Here is a 19,892-nt window from a genome sequence, read left to right as displayed (position 1 = left end):
GCGAGCTAGTGGGGCCCTTTCGCACTCCCGGTGAGTGCGAAAGGGCCTTCTTGCGTTCTCGAGCGCTCATTCGAGGATTGCGAACGTCGTGAAGCGCCAGCGGCCGCTGTGGTACTCGGCCCTGGCGGCAACGGCCACCACCCGCTCGTCTCTCCGCACGGTCACCGAGATCTCGGCCACCAGCCGTGCCGGATGACAAACCCGAGGCGCCTGAACCATCCGAGTCGTCCGCACCCGGACCAGCGCCCCCAGCCGGGCAGCCAGCCCGGGAACGGCGAGCTCCCGCAACACCCGCCCTGGCCGCCGCCCGTCCAGCACTTCCAGCACCGTCCCGACCAGTCGAGCGGCATCGAGCGCGGGTGACGGCGGCTCGGGCACCGGCACCCACACCGGGCGAGGCCGAGGGCGGGGCCGTGGGATGAAGCCCGCGCCAAGACCGGTCGGGGGCTCGTAGGCGGGCAGACGACGAACAACTGGGGGCATGCCGAACCAGGCGACCCGCGCGCGTCATCAGGACACACGGCACCCGAAAGTGGGTACCGTCCAAAGGTGCTGAAAGCCCTGGTGCTCGACTACGGCGGCGTCCTGACCGACCCCGGCGAGGACAACCCGTCCGAACCGCCGCTGCTCACCGCGCTGCGCAAAGCCAGGCAGCACGGCCTCAAGACCGCGCTGCTGTCCAACGCGGACGGCTGGTGGCAGCCGCCGTCGAGCTGGCAGGGGCTGTTCGACGCCACGATCATCTCCGGCGAGGTCGGCCTGGCGAAGCCGCAGCAGGAGATCTACCTGCTCACCGCCACCGAGCTGGATCTCGAACCGCAGGAGTGCGTCTTCGTCGACGACCTCTCCGTCAACGTCCGCGGCGCGGCGGCCGCGGGCATGGTCGGCGTCCACCATCGGTCGACACGGTCCACCCTCGAGGAGCTGGAAATCCTGCTAGCGATCGCGCTCCGCGATTGAGGGTTCACCCCGAGGCGTAATTGCCCGGTATTCGGCTGCGCACTACTGTCAATTAAGCAACCAGTCGAATGCTTAGGGGAGAAAATGCGAAGAATTGTCGCTTGTGTTGCAGTCGCCATTGCAGCCACGGCAATTGCAGCACCCGCGCAGGCACAGGGGCGGCGCGATTGCTACGACGAATACCAGCGCGACGGGCGCAGCGTCGAGGTCTTCTGCGACCGGGGCGGGCCCGGCAGGTTCCAGGCCGTCGCGCACTGCTCCAACGGCCTGGGGTTCTACTGGGAGCAGTTCGGCTCGGTCGGCAGGGTCAGGGGCGCGTCGTCGTTCGCCGAGTGCACGTCACTGCTGGGGAGCCCTCAGATCAACGACTATCACGTCCGCTGGCTCTGAGCCCGGCGCACGAGCTCGAAGCAGAGCACGGCCGCCGCTGATGCCACGTTCAAGGATTCCACGCCTGCCGCCATCGGAATCGACAGCCACGACGTGATGTGTGGACGCACGTCGTCGGTGATTCCCGACGTTTCGCTGCCCAGTACAAAAGCAGCGCGTGAGGCGAATTTCGCGGAATAGATCGTGTCCGACGCGTGGGAATCCAACGCGTAAAGCGGGTAGCCGGACGCTCGCAACAATGCCGAGGCCTCCGCCGCGGTGCCGCAGCGCAGTACGGGCGCTCGGAAAGCAACCCCGGCGGAGGCCTTGACCACCAGCGGGTCGATCGACGCGACGCCACGGCGCGGCACCACGATGCCGTCGATGCCCGCGGCGGTCGCGGTGCGCAGGATCATGCCGACGTTCGCGGGCGTCGTGATGCCGTCCAGCACGAGCACGGACCGCAGCGAGTCCTCTTCCAGCGCCAGCGCGAGGGGCTTCATCCGGGGCGCCACCACGTCGGCGAGCACGCCCTGGTCCTGCTTTCCGTTGCCGGCCAGCACCTTCACGCGTTGCGCGGTCGCGCGCTGCACCTCGACGCCACGGGAGCGGGCCGCGTCGATGATCTCGCGCGCCGCCGGGCCACGGGCCGTGTCGGCGAGCACCACCTTGTCCACCGAGAGCGCCGGGTCGTCCAGTGCCTCCAGCACTGGCTTGCGGCCGTAGACGGTGACGAAGCGGTCCTTGGGCGAGATCTCCACGGGAAGAGGGTGCCAGACGGCGGTCCGAGCCCGATCGAGGACGTTGGGCACAGCCGTCTCAAACGGGTGAAGAGCCCGACTAGAGCCGTTCGGCCCTTGTGCTTTGCATCATATGCATGATGATCGTCACATGACGGCAGGTATGCGCAGCGTCGCGCAACGTCAACATCTCGCGAGCGGCCAGGACTCGGACGTGTTCATCCGGTCCGACGGCCTGCTCGTCAAACGCACGCGCACCGGCCGTGACCTGCGGCGCGAGGCCGAGATGATGTCGTACCTGAGCGGCCACGGCATCCCCGTCCCGAGGGTGCACGACGTCACCGTCGACGAGCTGGTCATGCAGTACGTGCCCGGCCCGCGGATGTCCGAGGAGATCGGCCGCAAGCCCTGGCTCGCCGGTCAGCTCGGCCGGGATCTCGCCGAACTGCACCACCGGCTCGACGTCATCCCCGCGCCCGACTTCCTCTCCGGCGAGGGCGACCTCCTGCACCTCGACCTGCACCCCGGCAACGTCGTGCTCGGCCCGGAAGGCCCCGTGGTGCTGGACTGGGCGTGCGCCACGAAGGGCGACCGCAGGCTCGACGTCGCGCTGAGCTGGGTGTCGCTCGCCGTCGCCCGCCTCGCGCCGGTCAAGAAGCTCACGCGGTGGCGGTTCCTCAGGTCGTTCATGGCCAACGTGGACCCGAAGGCGATCGAGGCGATCCCGGAGGCCGCGCGCATCCGGCTGGAGCGCCGCGACCGCGACCCGGTCGAACGTGCCGCACTCGAGAAGTTGATGGACGGCAAACGCCACTAGGCTGGGCCTCATGCCGGACCGCCTGTCAGCGCTGGACGCCTCGTTCCTGTACCTGGAGGACTCCACGACGCCGATGCACGTCGGCGGCGTCGCCGTGTTCCGACGGCCCAAGGCGGGATTCGACTACGACAAGCTCGTCGACCTTATCGAGCAACGCCTCAGCCTCGTGCCGCGCTACCGGCAGAAGGTCGTGCAGGTCCCGGGACGCATCGCGCGCCCCGTCTGGGTCGACGACCCTGACTTCGACGTCACCTATCACGTGCGCCGCAGCGCCCTGCCCAAGCCGGGCAACGACACCCAGCTGCACGACCTGGTCGCGCGCCTGATGTCGCGGCCGCTGGACCACTCGCGCCCGCTGTGGGAGATCTACCTGGTCGAGGGCCTCGACAAGAACCAGACCGCGGTCATCACCAAGACCCACCAGGCCATGATCGACGGCATCGCGTCGCTGGAGATCGGCCAGGTCATGCTGGACGTGTCGCCGACGCCGCGCACCAACGTCGAGAACCTCTGGATGCCGCAGCCGGAGCCCGGCTCGCTGCAGCTCGTGGCCGACGCCGTCACCGACATCGTGCAACGCCCCGGCGAGCTCGTGGAGAACGTCCGCAGCGCCGCGCTCGACACCGTCAACACGGTCGAGAAGATCTTCAACGCGTTCGGCGTGCTCGCGTCCGCTGTGCGCACGGCCGCCACGCCGGCACCCGGCTCGCCGCTGAACGTCCGGATCACCTCGCCGCAACGCCGGTTCGCCGTCGCCCGCGCCCAGCTCGACGACCTGCGCGCCATCCGCAAGCAGCACGGCGGCACCGTCAACGACGTGGTGCTCGCGGCTCTCTCGGGCGCCCTGCGCAACTGGCTGCTCAGCCGCGGCGAGAACGTCACCGGCAGCACCACGATCCGTGCGATGGCCCCTCTCTCGGTGCGTGAGGCAGACCCGGACTCGGGCAACAACGTCTCGGCGTACCTGGTGGACCTGCCCGTCGGCGAACCGAACCCGGTCGTGCGCCTGCACCACGTGAGCCACGCGATGCGCGCGCACAAGGAATCCGGCCAGTCCGTCGCCGCCGACGCCCTGGTCAAGGTCTCCGGCTTCGCACCGCCAACGCTGCACGCACTGGGCGCGCGCGCCGCATCGTCGTTCTCGCGCCGGTTGTTCAACGTGATCGTCACGAACGTTCCCGGCCCGCAGGTGCCGCTGTACGCGGCGGGGGCGAGAATGACCGAGATCTTCCCGGTTGTCCCGCTCGCGAAGAACCAGGCGCTGGCCATCGGGGTGACGTCGTACGACGGCGGTGTTTACTTCGGGCTGAATGGCGACCGCGACGCCATGTCCGATGTGGACGTTCTCGCGACCATGGTCGAGGAGTCGGTGGAGGAATTGATGGGAACGGCGAGCGCCTGATGAGGGTCTACATCCCGGCCACGGTGTCGATGCTGCGCACGTTCGTCGACAGCGGCGAACTGACCCCGATCGGCGGCACGGCCTTCGCGCTGACGCCGGCGCTGCGCGAGTCCTACGCGGCGGGCGACACGGAAGAGCTGGAGTACGCGGCGATGCTGGACGCCGCCCGCGCCTCCTTGCGCCTGCTGGCGGGCGACGAGAAGGCCGAACCGCGTCGCGCGGTGATCGCGGTCGACATGGACGACGTGACGCTGCGCCCCGACCTCGACTTCTCGGTGGTGAAGGTCGTCGGCTCGTTCACCATGAAGGACGTCGCGTCCGTGCACCTCGACACGGCCGAGGCGGAGGAGGACGTGCGCGCGGCCGCGGACGTCGTGGACGCGGCGGACCTGGGTGACCCCGACGCGGAGTTCGCGCTGGGCAGCGCCGAGGACCACGAGCTGGCCTGGTACGCGGCGCAGGAGCTCGCGTTCGTGCTGGAGCTGATGTAGCCGAGGCCGATGTAGCGCCGCTGGTGCGCACGCCGCGCGGGTGGCCGGCCGGGTGAGGTGGCCGGCCGGGTGGGCTGTGGGCGTCCGCAAGTACCACCAACCCATGATCAAACCGCCGCTGACCACTACCAACTCGACGTGCGCCTGGCCCATGTCCACCGAATGTCGCGGCGCGTGCCTCGGTCTCGCCGTGGGCCACTGCCGGGCAGGAACCGCCAGCCACAACTGAACCGCCAGCCACAACTCTTGCCGCGCCGTTGGTGCACACCACACACACGCACCCGCCGGGTTCCCCCAATTTCAAGGCTAGCGGGCACCACCGACAACGGCGCTCGCACGCCATCCGCGCATCCGCGTCGTCAGCGGGGACCCGGCGGCCGCATCACCTGACAGCGCAGAATCCGGGCCATGACGGTCACCCTGTCCGTGCCACCCACCGGGCCGGCATCCGCCCTGCGACTGCGGCCATGGCGGCCGGACGACCTCCCGGCACTGGTCGAGGCGCACCGCGATCCGCTGTTGCGCCGCTGGCTGGCCACCTCCCTGCCCGGCGCTGCCGAGGCAAGGCAGTGGCTGGACGCGCAGGCGACCGGCTGGGCGACCGCGACCCGGTTCAGCTTCGCCGTGGTCACCGATGCCGATCTCCCACTGGGCCACGTGGTGGTGAAGCCGGGATCAGCCGGCACAGCGGAGGTCGGTTACTGGACCGCCGCTCACGCCAGGGGACGAGGAACAGCCGCCCGCGCGGTGAACACCGTGTCGCACTGGGCGTTGGACACCCAGAACATCGTTGTGCTGACCCGACTGGACCTGTTGCACGCGGTCGGCAACCAGCAGTCCTGCCGGGTGGCGGTCAAGTGCGGCTACGCCCTGCACGACCTGCTTCCCGCCGCACCGCCCGCATTCCCCAATGACGGACACCGGCACGTGCGCACAGCTGCCGTTCACACGATCTAGCAACCTCACCAGCGGGCGCTCACATGCCCTCTGCGGGCTCCCAGAGCTCGATCCGGTTCCCCTCCGGATCGACGCACCACCCGAAGCGGCCGAACTCCGAGTCCTCGGTCTCCGGCAGCACCTCGACGCCGCGCGCCTTCAGCTTCGCCATCAACGACGGCAGGTCGTCTACGCGCAGGTTCAGCATGGTGCGCTGGTGGGGTTCGCCGATGTAGTCGGTGTCCTGGGCGAACAGCGCCATCGTCGTCGTGCCTGGACGGTCGGAGGTCGCCGTGTCGAGCCAGTGGAAGGTGACGGCGCCCTTTTCGCTCATCGGCACGCCCAGGTTGTCGCGGTACCAGGCGGCCAGGCGCGCGGGATCCCGGGAACGCAGGAAAACCCCGCCGATGCCAGTCACCCGCGCCACCCGACGGACCCTACTACCGCGTGCCACGATGGGGGAATGGACGCCGTCACGTCTGCACCCGAACCGGTCAACGAGCCCGTGCGCACCTACGTTCCCGGCAGCCCGGAACGCGCAAGCCTCCAGCAACGCATCGCTGAACTCGAGGGCACCACCCACGAGCTGACCATGACCATCGGCGGTCAGCAGCGCATGGGTGGTGGCGACCGGATCAACGTGGTGCAGCCGCACGACCATCGGCACGTGCTCGGTGTGACGGCGCAGGCCACCAGTTCGGACGTCGCGGACGCCATGCGGGCCGCTCAGCACGCCGCGCCCGGCTGGCAGGAGTTGCCGTTCGACGAGCGGGCAGCGGTTCTGCTCAGGGCGGCCGACCTGCTCGCCGGGCCGTGGCGCGACACTCTCAACGCCGCCACGATCCTCGGGCAGTCGAAGTCCGTGCAGCAGGCCGAGATCGACTCGGCGTGCGAGCTGATCGACTTCCTGAGGTACAACGTCCACTTCGGCCGGCGCATCCTCGAAGAGCAGCCGAGAAGCAGTCCTGGCGTGTGGAACCGGATGGATCACCGGCCGCTCGACGGGTTCGTCGTGGCGATCACGCCGTTCAACTTCACCGCGATCGCGGGCAACCTGCCGCTGGCGCCCGCGTTGATGGGCAACACCGTGGTGTGGAAGCCGTCGCCGACGCAACAGCTGGCCGCGCACTTCACCATGCGGATGCTCGAAGAGGCCGGGTTGCCGCCGGGCGTGATCAACCTCGTCACCGGCGACGGGCACGCGGTGAGCCAGGTGGCGTTGCGGGACAGGTTCTTCGCCGGGCTGCACTTCACCGGTTCCACGCGCACGTTCAAGGCGCTGTGGCAGACCATGGCGGGCAACCTCGACAACTACCGCGCCTATCCGCGCGTCGTCGGCGAGACCGGCGGCAAGGACTTCGTGCTGGCCCACGCTTCCGCTGATCCCAGAACGCTCGTCACCGGTCTCGTCCGGGGCGCTTTCGAGTACCAGGGCCAGAAGTGCAGTGCCGCCTCACGGGCGTACATCGCGCGGTCGTTGTGGGAGAGCGACGTTCGCGAACGGCTGCTCGACGTCACGAAGTCGTTGTCCTACGGCGATGTCACGGACCTGTCGGCGTTCGGCGGCGCCGTGATCGACCACCGCGCGTTCGCCAAGCACAAGGACGCGCTGCTGATGGCGTCGGCGTCCACTTCGGTCGAGGTGCTGGCCGGCGGCACGTGTGACGACTCGGTCGGCTACTTCGTCGACCCGACGGTGCTGCTCGGCACCGACCCGCACCACGACATCTTCACGAGCGAGTACTTCGGACCGATTCTCGCGGTGCACGTCTACGAGGACGCGGACTTCCCGAACATAATGGAGACCATCGACAACTCCACGCCGTACGCGTTGACCGGCGCCGTGTTCGCGCGCGACCGCGTTGCCGTTCAGCAGGCGCAGAAGGCGTTGCGGTTCGCCGCGGGAAACTTCTACGTCAACGACAAACCGACCGGCGCAGTCGTCGGGCAACAGCCGTTCGGCGGCTCACGCGGCTCCGGCACCAACGACAAGGCGGGCTCGATCTACAACCTGCAGCGCTGGACGAGCCCGCGCGTCATCAAGGAAACCCTGGTGCCGCCGACGGATCACAAGTACCCGCACATGGGTTAGAGGGTCCACCGCGCACGGACGACCCCGTCCGCGTCCGGCAGCACTGCTTCGAAGTCACACCGGACGCCGGCGTCGAACAGCGTCATCGGTCGCCCGAACTGCTCGGCCGTCAGCCCGGCGTACACCTCGACCCAGGCGCGCGGGGCCATGACCGGCCGCTGTCCGACGTCCACCAGGTGCCACCGCCACCGCCCGCGGAACACCTGCTCCAGCACGGCGATCGGCCTGCCCGCCCGCACCGCGAGCAGGTCGACCCGCGCCCAGAACGCGTCGTCGGCGGGCGGGTACGGCGGCTCGTCGTCGTCGAAGTACGGCGTGTGGAACGGAGTCTCCACGGTCAGCCCGGACTCGCGGGCCTTCCTGATCGCGCTCCCGCACGGCATGTGAGTGGTGATGTAGAAGTACTCCCAGCTGTTGTGCAGCACGAACCGGTCGTCGTCCGCGGCCATCTGGCACCCGAACGCTTCGCCGTGCAGCATCGCCCGCACGACCGTCAACGCGTCCGCGAGCGACACCTCGTAGCCGTCGTGCAACACCTCCAGCAATCCTGGCGGGAGCATCGCCGGGTCGGGGTCGTAGGCGCCGGGCGTCCACAGCGCGAGCCGGTCCGCACCGGACTCGGTCGCGAACGCCGCCACGACGTCGAGCTGCGCCTGCTCGGCCTCCGGGCGCAGCTCGGGGTCGTACTTCGTGAGGCGGTAGCCGTAATTCACCAGGCGGTGTCTACACGAGCGAGTGCGGATCGGCCCGTGGTTTCCAGCCCGTGGCCTCGGTGAGCTTCGTGCTCACGACGCGCTGCGACCGCGAGAACACCTCCAACGACGCGGCGAACCTGCCCACGAACCTGGGCAGCCGCGTGATCCCCATGTCCCGCTTCAACACCGGCGTCCCGACGTTGTAGACGCCGGCAGGCGCGTCCAGCACCGCGACGGCCGCGGCGGCGGCGTCACCGGGGTGCACGACCGACATCCAGCCGTCGCCGACGAGCACCGGCGGCGACTGCGCCTCGCCGCCGATCAGCATTCCGATGCGCAGGAACACGCCACCGGGGTGCGCGAGAACGTTGCGCTGCGCCTGCACCGAACTCGCGATGTGCCCGACCGGCTCGATCGGCGCGTCCTCGCCGAGCTCCCGATCGCGGCCGTCCGCGTACACGAACGAGATGCCCTCCTGCACGATCCGCCCGACGCCGGCCATCCGCGCCGCCTCGACCAGCGCGGCGCTGCCCTCGGTGCGGATGCGGTTGTTCTCGGCCCAGGCGCTGGCCAGCACTGCCTTGGCGCTCAGCGGGATGCGGGTGGCGAGGTTGATCACGGCGTCGTAGCCGGCCAGCGCGGTGGCGAGCTGCTCGGCGTCGAACAACGAGGTCGTGCGCCGGTCCAGCACCCCGACCTCGTGCCCGGCCGCCCGCAGCAGCGGCAGCGCTTCCCGTCCGAGCACACCCGTCGCACCTGTCACGAATACCTTCATGACGAGTGGACGAGACAGCGCGTCAGGACGTGACAAGCCGTTTGAACGCCGATCTCGCGTAGCCGTGGGAGAGCGAGGCGACCTGGTCGGGGTTGCCGTTCCGCAGGTGGGCGATGACCTTGAACGACTCGGTCGCGTTGACCGCCACGAGCGTCGTGCACTCCACGACGCCGGGTCCGGTGGCGCACGACGACGCTGCGGAATGGCCGTCGCCGACGAGCATCTCCATGGAGTCGGCCGGCCGCACGTAGGCGTCCGCGAACACCACCAGGACGATCAGGTCCGTCTCGGCACCGGGCCCCTCCCGGAACACGCAGGACCGAGGCATGTCCGGGTACGGCTGCGGAGTGCCGTTCAGCGGCGTGCCGAAGTCCTCGGCGGTCAGCAGCAGGCACGGGTCGGCGGGGAGCTTGCGCGGTGTGTCGATGCGCGGCGACGTCGTGGCGACCGTCGTTGTCGTCGTTTCGCTCGGGGTGCTCGAAGGTGCGGTCGCCACCGGCGTGGCCGAGCAGCCGGTGAGCAGCAGCAGGAGCAGCAGATGGCGCTTCACTTCGGCAACCTCTCCATCGCCTTCAGCGCCAGTTCCTGGGTGAGCTGGCCGATGACGTTGAGATCTTTGTGCCGCCGGACGACCTTGATCGTGATCAGCTGGCCCTCCCGCACCTCGACGACGCCCTCACAGGTCACCAGCCCCGACGCGTCCTTGCACTTGCGCGTCATCGGACGGTCGCCGATCACGGCGCCGTAGCCGCCGTTCGTCATGAGCCGGTCCGACTCCTCGGCGAACGGCTTGAGGAGCAGGTTCACGTCGACCTGCGTGGCGCTGGAGGTCCAGGCGCAGTCGCGCTTGGTCTTCCCGATGGTGGTTTGCGCGGACCGGTCCTCCGCCTCGAACACCTCTTCGCCGCGCAGCAGCGTGCAGGCGTCGGTGTTCTCGAACTTCGGCGGCTCGGGAGCGGGTAGCGGGGTCGCACAGGCCGTCAGGGCGAGGAGGAGCACGGGGACCAGTCGGATCACGAGAACAACCTTTGCACCACCGCGACGGATCGCGTGCGGGCGACCATCCCGATGTCGTAGTTGGGCGGGGTCCGCGACGCGTGCATCACCAGCACGCGATCGGCCGCCAGTTCGGTCACGACGGTGCCCGTGCTGGTCGGCGGCTCGTCCGAGCTTTCGAACTGGACGCCCCACCACGCCTGGTGACCCTCGACCTTCAGCTCGGACCCCTCACGCCCCACACGCACTTTCGCCTGCTCCAGCGACTCGTTCTCGATGCTCATCCAGATGGTCTGGGCCTCGATCGCCCACCGGCAGGTCAACGGGCTTGAGAGCGGTTCCGGCGCCTTGGTGAACGGCTTCGCGAAGTCCGACGCGACGAGCAGCGTGCAGGCGTCGACCGTCGCGAGGTCGCGCAACTTCGGCGCGGCCGAGGTCGGTGCGGGTGCGGCAGACGGCGCGGGAGAGCACGCCGCCACCGTCATGAGCGTGATGGTGATCCAGAGATGTTTCACGAGGCCTTCTGCAGTCGGTCGAGCACGAGTTGCACCAGCATGGTGCGCAGGCGCAGCAGCCAGGATTCATCGGTCCTGGGGTCCTGCATCGTGATGGTGAGCGTCTCCGCGTAGCCGACCGCCGCCCACACCCCGCAGTCCAGGTTGGCCGCGTCCGTGTCGCAGGCGAACCACACGGTGTGCCCGGCGATCTCGCCCTGGTGGCCGTTCGGGTTGTTCTTCTTCGCCTCGTCGTACTCGATCTTCCTGATGCCGACGAAGACGGTAAGCGCGCCGAAGGTGTACCGGCACATCTCCGGGTTCTCCGCCAGCGGCGCAGGAGGAGTGCTGGTCGCCTTCAGGAACCACTGACTGCCGTCGGTCGGCAGCGCTTTGCAGGCGTCGAAGGCCGACGTGTTGCTGGGCGTGTCGATGCGTGGCGACGTGGTCGGCACCGGCTTCGGCGGTGGGCCGGGGATCTCGGCTGTGCAGGCGGTGAGCGCCGCACACAGCACGACGATCCCCAGAAGTCTGTTCACGCGGAGAGTGTGACTGATCGGCGCGAACTCATTCCGGGTGTTCGTCCAAACCGGCCTTGGACGCCAGCAGCCGCCGCAACGACGTGAGCCGGCCCGGCGCGTCCGGCACCAGTTCGTCCAGCATGCAGCCGGGATCCTCGGGCGCGCCGAGGTGGCCGCAGCCGGGCGGGCATTCCTCGGCGGCTTCTGCGAAGTCCGGGAACGCCTTCACGATGTCGTCCGGTGTGATGTGCGCGAGGCCGAACGAGCGGATGCCCGGCGTGTCCACGACCCAGCCGCCTTCCGGCAGGCGCAGTGCCACGGCCTGCGTCGAGGTGTGGCGGCCCTTGCCGACGCCGGACACCACGCCCACCGCGCGGTTCGCGTCCGGGACCAGTTTGTTGACGAGAGTGGACTTGCCGACGCCGGAGTGGCCGATGAGGCACGACACCGTGTTCGTCAGGCGCGCACGCAGTTCAGCGGGTTCCTCGTCGAAACGCGTCACGATCACCGGCACGTCGAGCTCGGTGTAGAGCGCCAGCAACGAGTCCGCGGACGCGAGGTCCGACTTCGTGAGGCACAGCACCGGTTCCAGGCCGCCGGCGTACGCGGCTACCAGGCACCGGTCGATGAAACCCGTGCGTGGCGGTGGATCCAGCAACGCCACCACCATGATGAGCTGGGAGGCGTTCGCGACGACGACGCGTTCGAACGGGTCCGTGTCGTCCGCGGTCCGGCGCAGCACCGAGATCCGTTCCTCGACGCGCACGATGCGGGCCAGCGTGTCCGGCTGGCCCGACGTGTCACCGACGATCCCGACCTGGTCGCCCACCACCACGGGCGTGCGGCCCAGTTCGCGCGCGCGCATCGCGGTGACGACGGCACCGGACTCCATCGCGCACGTCCAGCGGCCGCGGTCCACGCCGATCACCATCGCGGTCTCGGCGTCGGCGTGTTCCGGCCGCCTCTTGCTGCGCGGCCGCGTCCCCTTGCCGGGGCGCACGCGCACGTCGGATTCGTCGAGCTTGCGCCAGTCCTGCTTGCTCACTGTCTACGCGCCCCCGCCTAGCATGGCGTCCCACATGCCGGGGAAGTCGGGGATCGTCTTCGTCGTCGACCCGATGTCGTCCACGGACATGCCCGGCACCACCAGCCCGATGATCGCGCCCGCGGTCGCCATCCGGTGGTCCGCGTAGGCCTTCCAGACACCACCGCGAAGAGGCCGCGGTTCGATGATCAGCCCGTCCTCGGTCTCGGAGGCGTTGCCGCCCAACCCGTTGATCTCGTTGACCAGCGCGGCGATCCGGTCGGTCTCGTGGCCGCGGATGTGCGCGACACCGCGAATGACGGTGCGTCCCTCTGCCAACGAAGCCAGCGCGGCCACCGTCGGCGTCAGCTCGCTCTCGTCGCGCAGGTCGATGTCCAAACCGGACAGTTTCGCCGGGCCGCGCACGGTCAGGCCGCGCTCCGACACCTCGACCGTGCACCCCATGCGCTCCAGGATGCCGCGCACCGCGTCACCGGGCTGGGTGGTCGTGGCCGGCCAGTGCGGAATCGTCACCTCGCCACCGGTCACCGCGGCCGCCGCCAGGAACACCGTCGCGTTCGACAGGTCCGGCTCCACGTGCCACGTGCGGGCGGCGATCTGGCCCGGCTCGACGTGCCACACGTTCGCGTCGGTCTCCACCCGGACACCGACCGACCGCAGCGTCTGGACCGTCATGTCGATGTGCGGCAACGAAGGCACGGGCTTGCCGTCGTGCCGCACCGTCACGCCCTTGTCGTACCGCGCGGCGGACAGCAGCAGCCCCGACACGAACTGCGACGAGCCCGACGCGTCGATCGTCACCTCACCACCGGGCAGCGATCCCGTGCCGCGCAACGTGAACGGCAGCGAGTCGCCCTCGACGTCCGCGCCGAGCGAACGCAACGCACCCAGCACGGTGCTCATCGGTCGCGTGCGGGCGTGCGGGTCGCCGTCGAACCGGATCTCGCCCTCGGCCAGCGCGGCGGCGGGCGGCAGGAACCGCATCACCGTGCCCGCGAGACCGCAGTCGACGTCGGCCGGTCCGCGCAGCAGACCGGGCATGACGTCCCAGCCGCCGTCCTCGCGGTCGGTGAAGCCGACGCCGAGAGAAGACAGCGCCGCGGCCATCAGCACCGTGTCGCGGCTGCGCAACGGTGCGTGCACCGTGGAGGGTCCGTCGGCCAGCGCCGCGAGGACCAGAACGCGGTTCGTGATCGACTTCGAGCCGGGCACCGGGACCGTCGAGTGGACTGGGCCTGCTGCGCTGGGGGCTGACCAGTGCTGAGTCATGCCTGAATGATCCCGCATCGCCGGTAGGGCGGCTCGCACAGGTGTTCCCGACGTGCGACGATGACGACTTCGGAGGTGATCGGTTTTGTGTGGTAGGTACGCCTCCACCAAGGACCCGGCGCTGCTGGCGGCCGAGTTCGACGCGGTGGACGGGACCGGCGACGAGGCGCCGGGCGCGGACTACAACATCGCTCCCACCAAGCACGTCATGGCGGTGGTCGAGCGCAAACCTGAGGACGAGGACCTGGAACGCAGCGTCCGGGTCATGCGCTGGGGCCTGGTCCCGCACTGGGCCAAGGACCTCTCCGGTGCGGCCAAGATGATCAACGCCCGCGCCGAGAGCGTGCTGACCAAGCCCGCCTACAAGCAGTCCGCGATCAAACGCCGCTGCATCCTGCCCGCCGAGGGCTGGTACGAATGGCAGCCGGGCGAGGGGCGCAAACAGCCGTACTTCATCACCCTCGGCGATGGCGCTTCGCTGGCGATGGCCGGCATCTGGTCGGTGTGGTGGAAGGACGACGTCCCCACCGTCACGTGCGCCGTGCTCACCACGGACGCCATCGGCGCGATGACCGAGGTGCACCACCGCATGCCGTTGCTGCTGCCGCCGGACCGCTGGTCGGCGTGGCTCGACCCGGCGTCGATGGACCCGTCCGAACTGCTGGCGCCGGACCCCTCGATCGTCGACGCGCTCGAACTGCGCCCGGTGTCGACGGACGTGAACAGCGTGAAGAACAACAAGGCCTCCCTGATGGACCGCGTCTCGCTCACCGAAGACGAGAAGCCCTCATCCACGTTGTTCGAGCTGTCGTGACAACGCTGTTGGTGGACACGCCGCACGGCCCCGCGCGGGCCTCACTGCACTGTGCCCACGAACCGCGTGCAGCTCTGCTTCTGGGCCACGGCGCCGGTGGTGGCGTCGAGGCCCCGGATCTGGTCGCCGCGTGCCACGCCGCCAACAAGGTCGGCGTGCACGTGGCCCTGATCGAACAGCCCTACCGCGTCGCGGGCCGCCGTGCCCCCGCGCCCGCCAACCAGCTCGACACCGCCTGGCTGTCGGTGATCGGCGACCTGGGCGAACGCTGGTTCGACGGTCTGCCGCTGGTGTTCGGCGGCCGGTCGTCGGGCGCCCGCGTGGCCTGCCGCACCTCGGTCGAGGGCCAGGCCGTCGCGGTGCTGTGCCTGGCGTTTCCCGTGCACCCGCCGGGCAAGCCGGAGAAGTCGCGCATGGCCGAGCTGGACGGCGTCGAGGTCGCGACCCTGGTCGTGCAGGGCGAGAACGACCCGTTCGGCCAGCCCGAACTGGCCCCGCACCGCGAGGTCGTGCTGCTCAAGGGCGACCACTCGCTGAAGGCGTCCGTGGACGACGTGGGCAGGTTCGTAGGGGAATGGCTGGACCGGGTGCTGCGTCCGCTCGACTAACGTTCTGCCGCATGACGGTCTTCGATGAGCAGGGCAGGCCAGAGCCACCGATGGGCGGCGACGAGCTCGCCACCCTCAAGGGCTTCCTGGAGTTCCACCGAGCCACCCTCGCGTGGAAGATCGACGGTCTGACCGCGGAGCAGCTCAACGCGACCACCGCGAAGTCCACGATGACCCTCGGGGGCATGCTCAAGCACCTCGCTTACGTGGAGGAGCAGTGGTTCCGCGTCGTACTGCACGACCGTGAGCTGCTGGAGCCGTGGGCGAGCGTCGACTGGAAGGCCGACAACGACTGGGACTGGAACTCGGCCGCCCACGACACCCCGGAGCAGCTGACCGCACAGTGGCGGCGCGCTGTCGACGGCGCCAGGAAGGACCTCGTCGAGGCGCTCCGGCGCGGCGACCTGAGTCAGCCGGCGAAGCGCGCGCCGTGGCGGGACGGCCGCGTCCCGAACCTCCGCTGGATCCTGACCCACATGATCGAGGAGTACGCGCGGCACAACGGCCACGCCGACCTGATCCGCGAGGCGATCGACGGCGCGGTCGGCGAGTAGTCGAAACGTTTCACCGTTTCGGTGCAACCGAGTTCGGATCACGGGCGTCACCCGGATGTAGGGGACGTACCGATCGAGACGCATTCGGGGAGACACACGTGAACACGTTCGGCAGGACCGCAGTCGCGCTGACCGGTGCAGCTCTTGTGGCCGTCGCGGGAAGCGGCGCGGCCAACGCCCAGTCCGAGACCCAGTGGTGCACCGGCAGTGACCTGGTGATCAGCGCTCACCGCATGAACAAACCGTCGGCGAACGCAACGGCGCACTGGATGAGGTTCGCTCCCGCCGAGGGTGCCTCCTGCAAGATCGGCGGCAGTCTCAGCAACGTGCGCTTCCTCGACGCCGGGGGCCGGGACATGAACATCCCGCTGGCAGGCGGCCAGACCGGGCACTACGTCGAGGTACCGGTCGGCGGGATCCACGAGGCCGCCGTCTACGTGGGTTCGCAGATCCAAGGTCCGACCGTGTCGCCGGCGTACGTGCTGTTCAACCTGCCCGGCCAGGGCAGCCTGGGCGATCTGGTGCTGGTCGCGTGGCCGTCCAGCATCGGCACGATCGTCCGGGTGGGAGACGTGATGGAACCGGTCGGCTAAGCGCTGATCGGCGCGACCACCGCGTTGGTGAGTCGCACCAGGTCGGCAGGCGTGATCTCGACTTCGAGCCCACGCCTGCCGGCACTGCAGAACACGGTGTCGAACTCCAGCGCCGACGCGTCCACCACCACCGGCAGGCGCTTTTTCTGGCCAAGAGGGGAAATACCCCCGGCGACGTAACCCGTCGCGCGCTCGGCGTCGGCGACGACGGCCATCTTGGCCTTCTTGCCCTTCAGCGCGGCCGCCAGAGCCTTGAGATCGAGCTGGACGGTCACCGGCACGACGCCGACCGCGAGCTTGCCGTCCACCTCGGTCACGAGCGTCTTGAAGACACGGCCCGGCACCAGCCCGAGCGCCTCGGCCGCCTCCAGCCCGTAGGACTCGTGGCGGGGGTCGTGCTCGTACGAGTGCAAGGTGTGCGCCACCCGCTGCTTGTCCAGCAGCGCTGTGGCGGGCGTCCCACGTCCGGCCATGCGGAATTACTACCAGCACGTCCGTTGTTACTCAGGACGTGGTGACGAACATGCTCGAGCGGCCCCGCGTATTGTCGGTCCCGACCCAGAACCAGTGGGAAGGGAGCGCGGTGCCCGCCACCGGCACGACGGAGACGACGGCGGAGCGAGCCGCGCGTTTCGAGCGCGACGCTATGCCCATGCTCGACCAGCTGTACTCGGCTGCCCTGCGCATGACGCGCAATCCGGCGGACGCCGAGGACCTGGTGCAGGAAACGTTCCTCAAGGCCTACTCGGCGTTCGCGTCCTTCTCGGAGGGCACGAACCTCAAGGCGTGGCTGTACCGGATCCTGACGAACACCTACATCAACGGCTACCGCAAGAAGCAGCGCCAGCCGATTCAGCAGCCGACTGAAGAGATCACCGACTGGCAGCTGGCGCAGGCGGAGAGCCACACCTCGTCCGGGCTGCGCAGCGCCGAGGTCGAGGCACTCGACAACCTGCCCGACAGCGACGTCAAGGAAGCATTGCAGCGGTTGCCGGAGGAGTTCCGGATCGCGGTCTACCTCGCCGATGTCGAAGGCTTCGCGTACAAGGAGATCGCAGACATCATGGGCACCCCGATCGGCACGGTGATGTCCCGGTTGCACCGGGGCCGTCGCCAGCTCCGCGACATGCTGGCGGACGTCGCCCGCGACCGCGGTTTCCTCCGTAGCGGCAACGGCAGCAACGGAGACGCGTCATGAACTGCGGCGAACCCCACGACACCGACTGCTCAGAGGTGCTGTCCGAGGTCTGGCTGTTCCTGGACCAGGAATGTGACCAGGGCCGCCGCGCGGCGTTGCAGACGCACCTCGACGAGTGCCATCCGTGCCTGGAGCAGTTCGGCCTGGAGGAGCACCTCAAGGCGCTGCTCGCCCGCAAGTGTGGCGGAGACTACGCACCCGCCGACCTGAAGGCGCGCATCCGGGCGACGATCGTGGAGATTCGCACCGAGGACTGAGATCCTCGCCCTGAACGACAAAAAGGCCTGGTCACCGTCATGGTGTCCAGGCCTTTTCGCAGCACTTAGGCGTTGGGGCGGTTGCCTCGGTTGGCGCCGCCCTTTTTGCGGTCGCGGCGCTTGCGAGCACGCTTCGACATCTGTGTCTCCTAGGATCAGAACTTGCTTCACCCACGTCGGCTGGACCGACCTGCCGGGTACTGATTCGAGTTGGTCGGTCCAGCCGACCAGTCGAACACAGCTTCGGTATTTTCGCATGGAGGAGTTCTGAGCACGCTCACGGACCTGCTGGCCGAGCACACCAAGCTCTCCGGCGCCGCCGCCGACCACCTCCAACTGGTCGTCGCGGAGTGGCAACTCCTCTCCGACCTCTCGTTCGCGGACTTCAACATGTGGGTGCCGCTGGACGACGGCAAGTTCCTCTGCGTCGCGCAGGCCAGGCCCACCACGGCGCCGACGGCTCACCCGGAGGACGTGGTCGGCAGCGAGGTGGACACCGAGGAACATCCGCAGCTGCGGCGGGCCATCGACGAGTCGCGGATCTGCCGCGAGGAGGACCCGCGCTGGCACCTGGGCGTGCCGGTGCGGCGGGAGACCATCCCGGTCAGGCTGGGCACTCAGGTCATCGCGGTGCTGAGCCGCAGCACGAACCTGGCCGTGCCGCGGGTGCCGTCGCCGTTGGAGATCTCGTACCTCGGCAGCGCGGCGGACCTGTGCCAGATGATCGCGGACGGCACGTTCCCCGCGCCCGAACCGTCCCCGGACGTGCACACCAGCCCGCGCGTCGGAGACGGCCTGATCAGGCTCGATCCGTCCGGCGCGGTGGTGTTCGCGTCGCCGAACGCCCTGTCCGCCTTCCACCGCATGGGGCACGCGTCAGACCTCGTGGGCGTGCATCTCGCACCGCTCACCCGCAGCCTCATCGGCGATCCGTTCGACGCCACCGAGGTCGCGCAGCGCATCCGGCAGGCACTGGACGGGCAGCCGTCGATGCGCATGGAGGCGGAATCACGGCGCGGTGCCGCGGTGCTGTTCCGTGCTTTGCCCCTTCGGCCACGTGGCCAGGCCGCGGGCGCGATCGTGCTGTGCCGCGACGTCACCGAAGTACGCCGGCGTGACCGTGCGTTGATGTCCAAGGACGCCACGATCCGCGAGATCCACCACCGGGTGAAGAACAACCTGCAGACCGTCGCGGCGCTGCTGAGGCTGCAAAGCCGCAGGTTGAGCAACCCGGAGGCGAAGGAGGCACTGGCCGAGTCGGTCCGCCGTGTGACTTCCATCGCACTCGTTCACGAGACGTTGTCGATGTCCGTCGACGAGCGGGTCGACCTCGACGACGTGGTCGACAAGGTGATCCCGATGATGGGCGACGTGGCGGTCACCGAGACCCAGGTCAGCGTGCGTCGCGAGGGTGGGTTCGGGATCGTGCCCGCCGAGATCGCCACCCCGCTGGTGATGGTGCTGACCGAGCTCGTGCAGAACGCGTTCGAGCACGCTTATGCCCCTGGCCAGCGCGGAGAGGTCGTCGTGCATTCGGAGCGATCCGCCAAATGGCTCGACGTGACGATCACCGACGACGGAAAGGGGCTTCCGCCCGGTTTCTCCCTGGAGCGCACCGATCGTCTCGGTCTGCAGATCGTTCGGACCCTTGTTGATTCCGAATTGAGAGGCTCGTTGAGCTTGCGGCGACGGCCCCGAGGCGGTACAGAGGCAGTCCTGCGCGTGCCCCTCAGAGGGCGGCGCTAAACTAACGCCGTGCACACGTGACGGCCAGCCTCAGCGGCTCTCACGTGGTCATGCGGGAGGGTGTGCAAACAAAGAAAAAGCCCGACACCTGGCACGGTGTCGGGCTTCTTCTTTAGTGCTTGTTCGCGGCTAACTGCCTGGTCAGGCGTTGCTGCGGGCCCGCGTGCGGGCGTTGCGGCGCTTGAGAGCGCGGCGCTCGTCTTCGCTCATCCCGCCCCAGACGCCAGCGTCCTGGCCGCTCTCGAGCGCCCACGCGAGGCAGTCGGAGACGACGGGGCAGCGGCGGCAGACGGTCTTCGCCTCGGCGATCTGAAGCAGCGCGGGACCACTGTTCCCAACGGGGAAGAACAGCTCGGGGTCCTCGTCGCGGCAGATCGCGCGGTGGCGCCAGTCCATTGGAACTACTCCTCAGCGATAGGCGCGCACAAGGGCACGCCGGTTGTCAGCGGTCGTTTTGGGGTGCTTGTGAATGCTTTCACGAACGGCTGGGATGTCAAGGGGTTAGCACTGACCCGGTGAG

The 19,892-nt window shown here is 69.0% G+C and carries 28 protein-coding genes; 14 read left to right on the top strand and 14 right to left on the bottom strand.

Translation table 11 applies throughout. The annotated features are described in order from the left end of the window. Positions 1–66 precede the first annotated feature (66 nt). Positions 67–390 carry an Rv3235 family protein gene (locus tag ACWGE0_RS22610; protein ID WP_452262873.1) on the bottom strand — a complete coding sequence of 108 codons (324 nt, stop codon included), beginning with the start codon at positions 388–390 and terminating at the stop codon, positions 67–69. Positions 391–549: 159 nt separating this feature from the next. On the opposite strand from ACWGE0_RS22610, the gene ACWGE0_RS22605 reads away from it, so the two are divergent. Beyond that, positions 550–960 carry an HAD-IA family hydrolase gene (locus ACWGE0_RS22605; protein WP_452262872.1) on the top strand — a complete coding sequence of 137 codons (411 nt, stop codon included), beginning with the start codon at positions 550–552 and terminating at the stop codon, positions 958–960. Positions 961–1,044: 84 nt separating this feature from the next. Continuing rightward, positions 1,045–1,350 carry a hypothetical protein gene (locus ACWGE0_RS22600; protein WP_452262871.1) on the top strand — a complete coding sequence of 102 codons (306 nt, stop codon included), beginning with the start codon at positions 1,045–1,047 and terminating at the stop codon, positions 1,348–1,350. Here ACWGE0_RS22600 and ACWGE0_RS22595 read toward each other — a convergent pair. Further along, on the bottom strand, positions 1,332–2,090 hold the full coding sequence (locus ACWGE0_RS22595) for a TrmH family RNA methyltransferase (protein WP_452262870.1): 759 nt from the start codon (positions 2,088–2,090) through the stop codon (positions 1,332–1,334). The genes ACWGE0_RS22600 and ACWGE0_RS22595 overlap by 19 nt on opposite strands. A 130-nt stretch (positions 2,091–2,220) precedes the next feature. Between ACWGE0_RS22595 and ACWGE0_RS22590 the strand changes: the two genes are divergently transcribed. The 4 genes from ACWGE0_RS22590 (at position 2,221) to ACWGE0_RS22575 (ending at position 5,736) form a co-directional block, all read left to right on the top strand. Next, positions 2,221–2,886, top strand: coding sequence for a phosphotransferase (locus ACWGE0_RS22590; RefSeq protein ID WP_452262869.1), 666 nt, complete (start codon positions 2,221–2,223; stop codon positions 2,884–2,886). A gap of 10 nt (positions 2,887–2,896) precedes the next feature. Next, on the top strand, positions 2,897–4,288 hold the full coding sequence (locus ACWGE0_RS22585) for a WS/DGAT/MGAT family O-acyltransferase (RefSeq protein WP_452262868.1): 1,392 nt from the start codon (positions 2,897–2,899) through the stop codon (positions 4,286–4,288). Then, positions 4,288–4,779 (top strand): DUF6912 family protein, encoded by a 492-nt coding sequence (locus ACWGE0_RS22580; protein ID WP_452262867.1) that lies wholly within the window; start codon positions 4,288–4,290, stop codon positions 4,777–4,779. The genes ACWGE0_RS22585 and ACWGE0_RS22580 overlap by 1 nt, the downstream gene beginning before the upstream one ends. 408 nt (positions 4,780–5,187) lie before the next feature. Next, entirely contained in the window at positions 5,188–5,736 is a 549-nt protein-coding gene (locus tag ACWGE0_RS22575; protein WP_452262866.1) for a GNAT family N-acetyltransferase, read from the top strand. A gap of 19 nt (positions 5,737–5,755) precedes the next feature. Here ACWGE0_RS22575 and ACWGE0_RS22570 read toward each other — a convergent pair whose 3' ends face one another. Next, the gene (locus ACWGE0_RS22570; RefSeq protein ID WP_452262865.1) at positions 5,756–6,142 is read right to left on the bottom strand and encodes a VOC family protein; all 387 of its coding nucleotides are present in this window, start codon (positions 6,140–6,142) and stop codon (positions 5,756–5,758) included. Between the two features lie 36 nt (positions 6,143–6,178). Here ACWGE0_RS22570 and pruA point away from each other — a divergent pair, with 36 nt between their 5' ends. Beyond that, entirely contained in the window at positions 6,179–7,807 is a 1,629-nt protein-coding gene (gene pruA / locus ACWGE0_RS22565; protein ID WP_452262864.1) for an L-glutamate gamma-semialdehyde dehydrogenase, read from the top strand. Here the strand turns inward: pruA and ACWGE0_RS22560 are convergent. From ACWGE0_RS22560 to aroA, 8 genes are read right to left on the bottom strand one after another with little or no spacing between them, the layout of a single operon-like run. Further along, a complete protein-coding gene (locus ACWGE0_RS22560) occupies positions 7,804–8,520 on the bottom strand; it encodes a hypothetical protein (RefSeq protein WP_452262863.1) in 717 nt (238 codons plus the stop codon). The genes pruA and ACWGE0_RS22560 overlap by 4 nt on opposite strands. A 10-nt stretch (positions 8,521–8,530) precedes the next feature. Further along, a complete protein-coding gene (locus ACWGE0_RS22555; RefSeq protein WP_452262862.1) occupies positions 8,531–9,265 on the bottom strand; it encodes an NAD-dependent epimerase/dehydratase family protein in 735 nt (244 codons plus the stop codon). Between the two features lie 34 nt (positions 9,266–9,299). Further along, positions 9,300–9,827: a hypothetical protein gene (locus ACWGE0_RS22550; protein ID WP_452262861.1), complete on the bottom strand. Its 528-nt coding sequence runs from the start codon at positions 9,825–9,827 to the stop codon at positions 9,300–9,302. Then, positions 9,824–10,294, bottom strand: a complete 471-nt coding sequence (locus ACWGE0_RS22545) for a hypothetical protein (protein WP_452262860.1) — start codon at positions 10,292–10,294, stop codon at positions 9,824–9,826. The genes ACWGE0_RS22550 and ACWGE0_RS22545 overlap by 4 nt, the downstream gene beginning before the upstream one ends. Beyond that, positions 10,291–10,788, bottom strand: a complete 498-nt coding sequence (locus ACWGE0_RS22540) for a hypothetical protein (RefSeq protein WP_452262859.1) — start codon at positions 10,786–10,788, stop codon at positions 10,291–10,293. The genes ACWGE0_RS22545 and ACWGE0_RS22540 overlap by 4 nt, the downstream gene beginning before the upstream one ends. Beyond that, positions 10,785–11,306 carry a hypothetical protein gene (locus ACWGE0_RS22535; RefSeq protein WP_452262858.1) on the bottom strand — a complete coding sequence of 174 codons (522 nt, stop codon included), beginning with the start codon at positions 11,304–11,306 and terminating at the stop codon, positions 10,785–10,787. The genes ACWGE0_RS22540 and ACWGE0_RS22535 overlap by 4 nt, the downstream gene beginning before the upstream one ends. 28 nt (positions 11,307–11,334) lie before the next feature. Further along, positions 11,335–12,333 carry a ribosome small subunit-dependent GTPase A gene (gene rsgA / locus ACWGE0_RS22530; RefSeq protein WP_452262857.1) on the bottom strand — a complete coding sequence of 333 codons (999 nt, stop codon included), beginning with the start codon at positions 12,331–12,333 and terminating at the stop codon, positions 11,335–11,337. Between the two features lie 3 nt (positions 12,334–12,336). After that, positions 12,337–13,602, bottom strand: a complete 1,266-nt coding sequence (gene aroA / locus ACWGE0_RS22525; RefSeq protein ID WP_452262856.1) for a 3-phosphoshikimate 1-carboxyvinyltransferase — start codon at positions 13,600–13,602, stop codon at positions 12,337–12,339. Positions 13,603–13,687: 85 nt separating this feature from the next. On the opposite strand from aroA, the gene ACWGE0_RS22520 reads away from it, so the two are divergent. From ACWGE0_RS22520 to ACWGE0_RS22505, 4 genes are all read left to right on the top strand, one after another. Then, positions 13,688–14,416 (top strand): SOS response-associated peptidase, encoded by a 729-nt coding sequence (locus ACWGE0_RS22520; RefSeq protein WP_452262855.1) that lies wholly within the window; start codon positions 13,688–13,690, stop codon positions 14,414–14,416. Continuing rightward, positions 14,413–15,024, top strand: a complete 612-nt coding sequence (locus ACWGE0_RS22515; protein ID WP_452262854.1) for an alpha/beta hydrolase family protein — start codon at positions 14,413–14,415, stop codon at positions 15,022–15,024. Before ACWGE0_RS22520 ends, ACWGE0_RS22515 begins: the two co-directional genes overlap by 4 nt. Positions 15,025–15,035: 11 nt before the next feature. Next, on the top strand, positions 15,036–15,578 hold the full coding sequence (locus ACWGE0_RS22510) for a DinB family protein (protein ID WP_452262853.1): 543 nt from the start codon (positions 15,036–15,038) through the stop codon (positions 15,576–15,578). A 98-nt stretch (positions 15,579–15,676) separates the two neighbouring features. Then, positions 15,677–16,171: a hypothetical protein gene (locus ACWGE0_RS22505; protein WP_452262852.1), complete on the top strand. Its 495-nt coding sequence runs from the start codon at positions 15,677–15,679 to the stop codon at positions 16,169–16,171. Here ACWGE0_RS22505 and ybaK read toward each other — a convergent pair. Continuing rightward, positions 16,168–16,644 (bottom strand): Cys-tRNA(Pro) deacylase, encoded by a 477-nt coding sequence (ybaK, locus tag ACWGE0_RS22500; RefSeq protein ID WP_452262851.1) that lies wholly within the window; start codon positions 16,642–16,644, stop codon positions 16,168–16,170. The genes ACWGE0_RS22505 and ybaK overlap by 4 nt on opposite strands. Before the next feature lie 50 nt (positions 16,645–16,694). Between ybaK and ACWGE0_RS22495 the strand changes: the two genes are divergently transcribed. Both ACWGE0_RS22495 and rsrA read left to right on the top strand, forming a co-directional pair. Continuing rightward, on the top strand, positions 16,695–17,369 hold the full coding sequence (locus tag ACWGE0_RS22495; protein WP_452262850.1) for a sigma-70 family RNA polymerase sigma factor: 675 nt from the start codon (positions 16,695–16,697) through the stop codon (positions 17,367–17,369). Further along, positions 17,366–17,626, top strand: coding sequence for a mycothiol system anti-sigma-R factor (gene rsrA / locus ACWGE0_RS22490; RefSeq protein ID WP_189154252.1), 261 nt, complete (start codon positions 17,366–17,368; stop codon positions 17,624–17,626). Before ACWGE0_RS22495 ends, rsrA begins: the two co-directional genes overlap by 4 nt. A gap of 65 nt (positions 17,627–17,691) precedes the next feature. On the opposite strand, the gene ACWGE0_RS22485 is transcribed toward rsrA, so the two are convergent. Continuing rightward, complete coding sequence (locus ACWGE0_RS22485) at positions 17,692–17,766, bottom strand: 50S ribosomal protein bL37 (RefSeq protein ID WP_406601578.1); 75 nt, start codon at positions 17,764–17,766, stop codon at positions 17,692–17,694. Positions 17,767–17,893: 127 nt separating this feature from the next. On the opposite strand from ACWGE0_RS22485, the gene ACWGE0_RS22480 reads away from it, so the two are divergent. After that, a complete protein-coding gene (locus ACWGE0_RS22480; RefSeq protein WP_452262908.1) occupies positions 17,894–19,372 on the top strand; it encodes a sensor histidine kinase in 1,479 nt (492 codons plus the stop codon). Positions 19,373–19,513: 141 nt separating this feature from the next. Here ACWGE0_RS22480 and ACWGE0_RS22475 read toward each other — a convergent pair whose 3' ends face one another. Next, the gene (locus tag ACWGE0_RS22475) at positions 19,514–19,768 is read right to left on the bottom strand and encodes a WhiB family transcriptional regulator (protein WP_015104912.1); all 255 of its coding nucleotides are present in this window, start codon (positions 19,766–19,768) and stop codon (positions 19,514–19,516) included. Positions 19,769–19,892: the final 124 nt, after the last annotated feature.

It is taken from the genome of Lentzea sp. NPDC054927 (genome assembly GCF_053610285.1).
The sequence above is the reverse complement of the archived record's forward strand: the minus strand, read 5'-3'. Positions and strand labels throughout refer to the sequence as shown.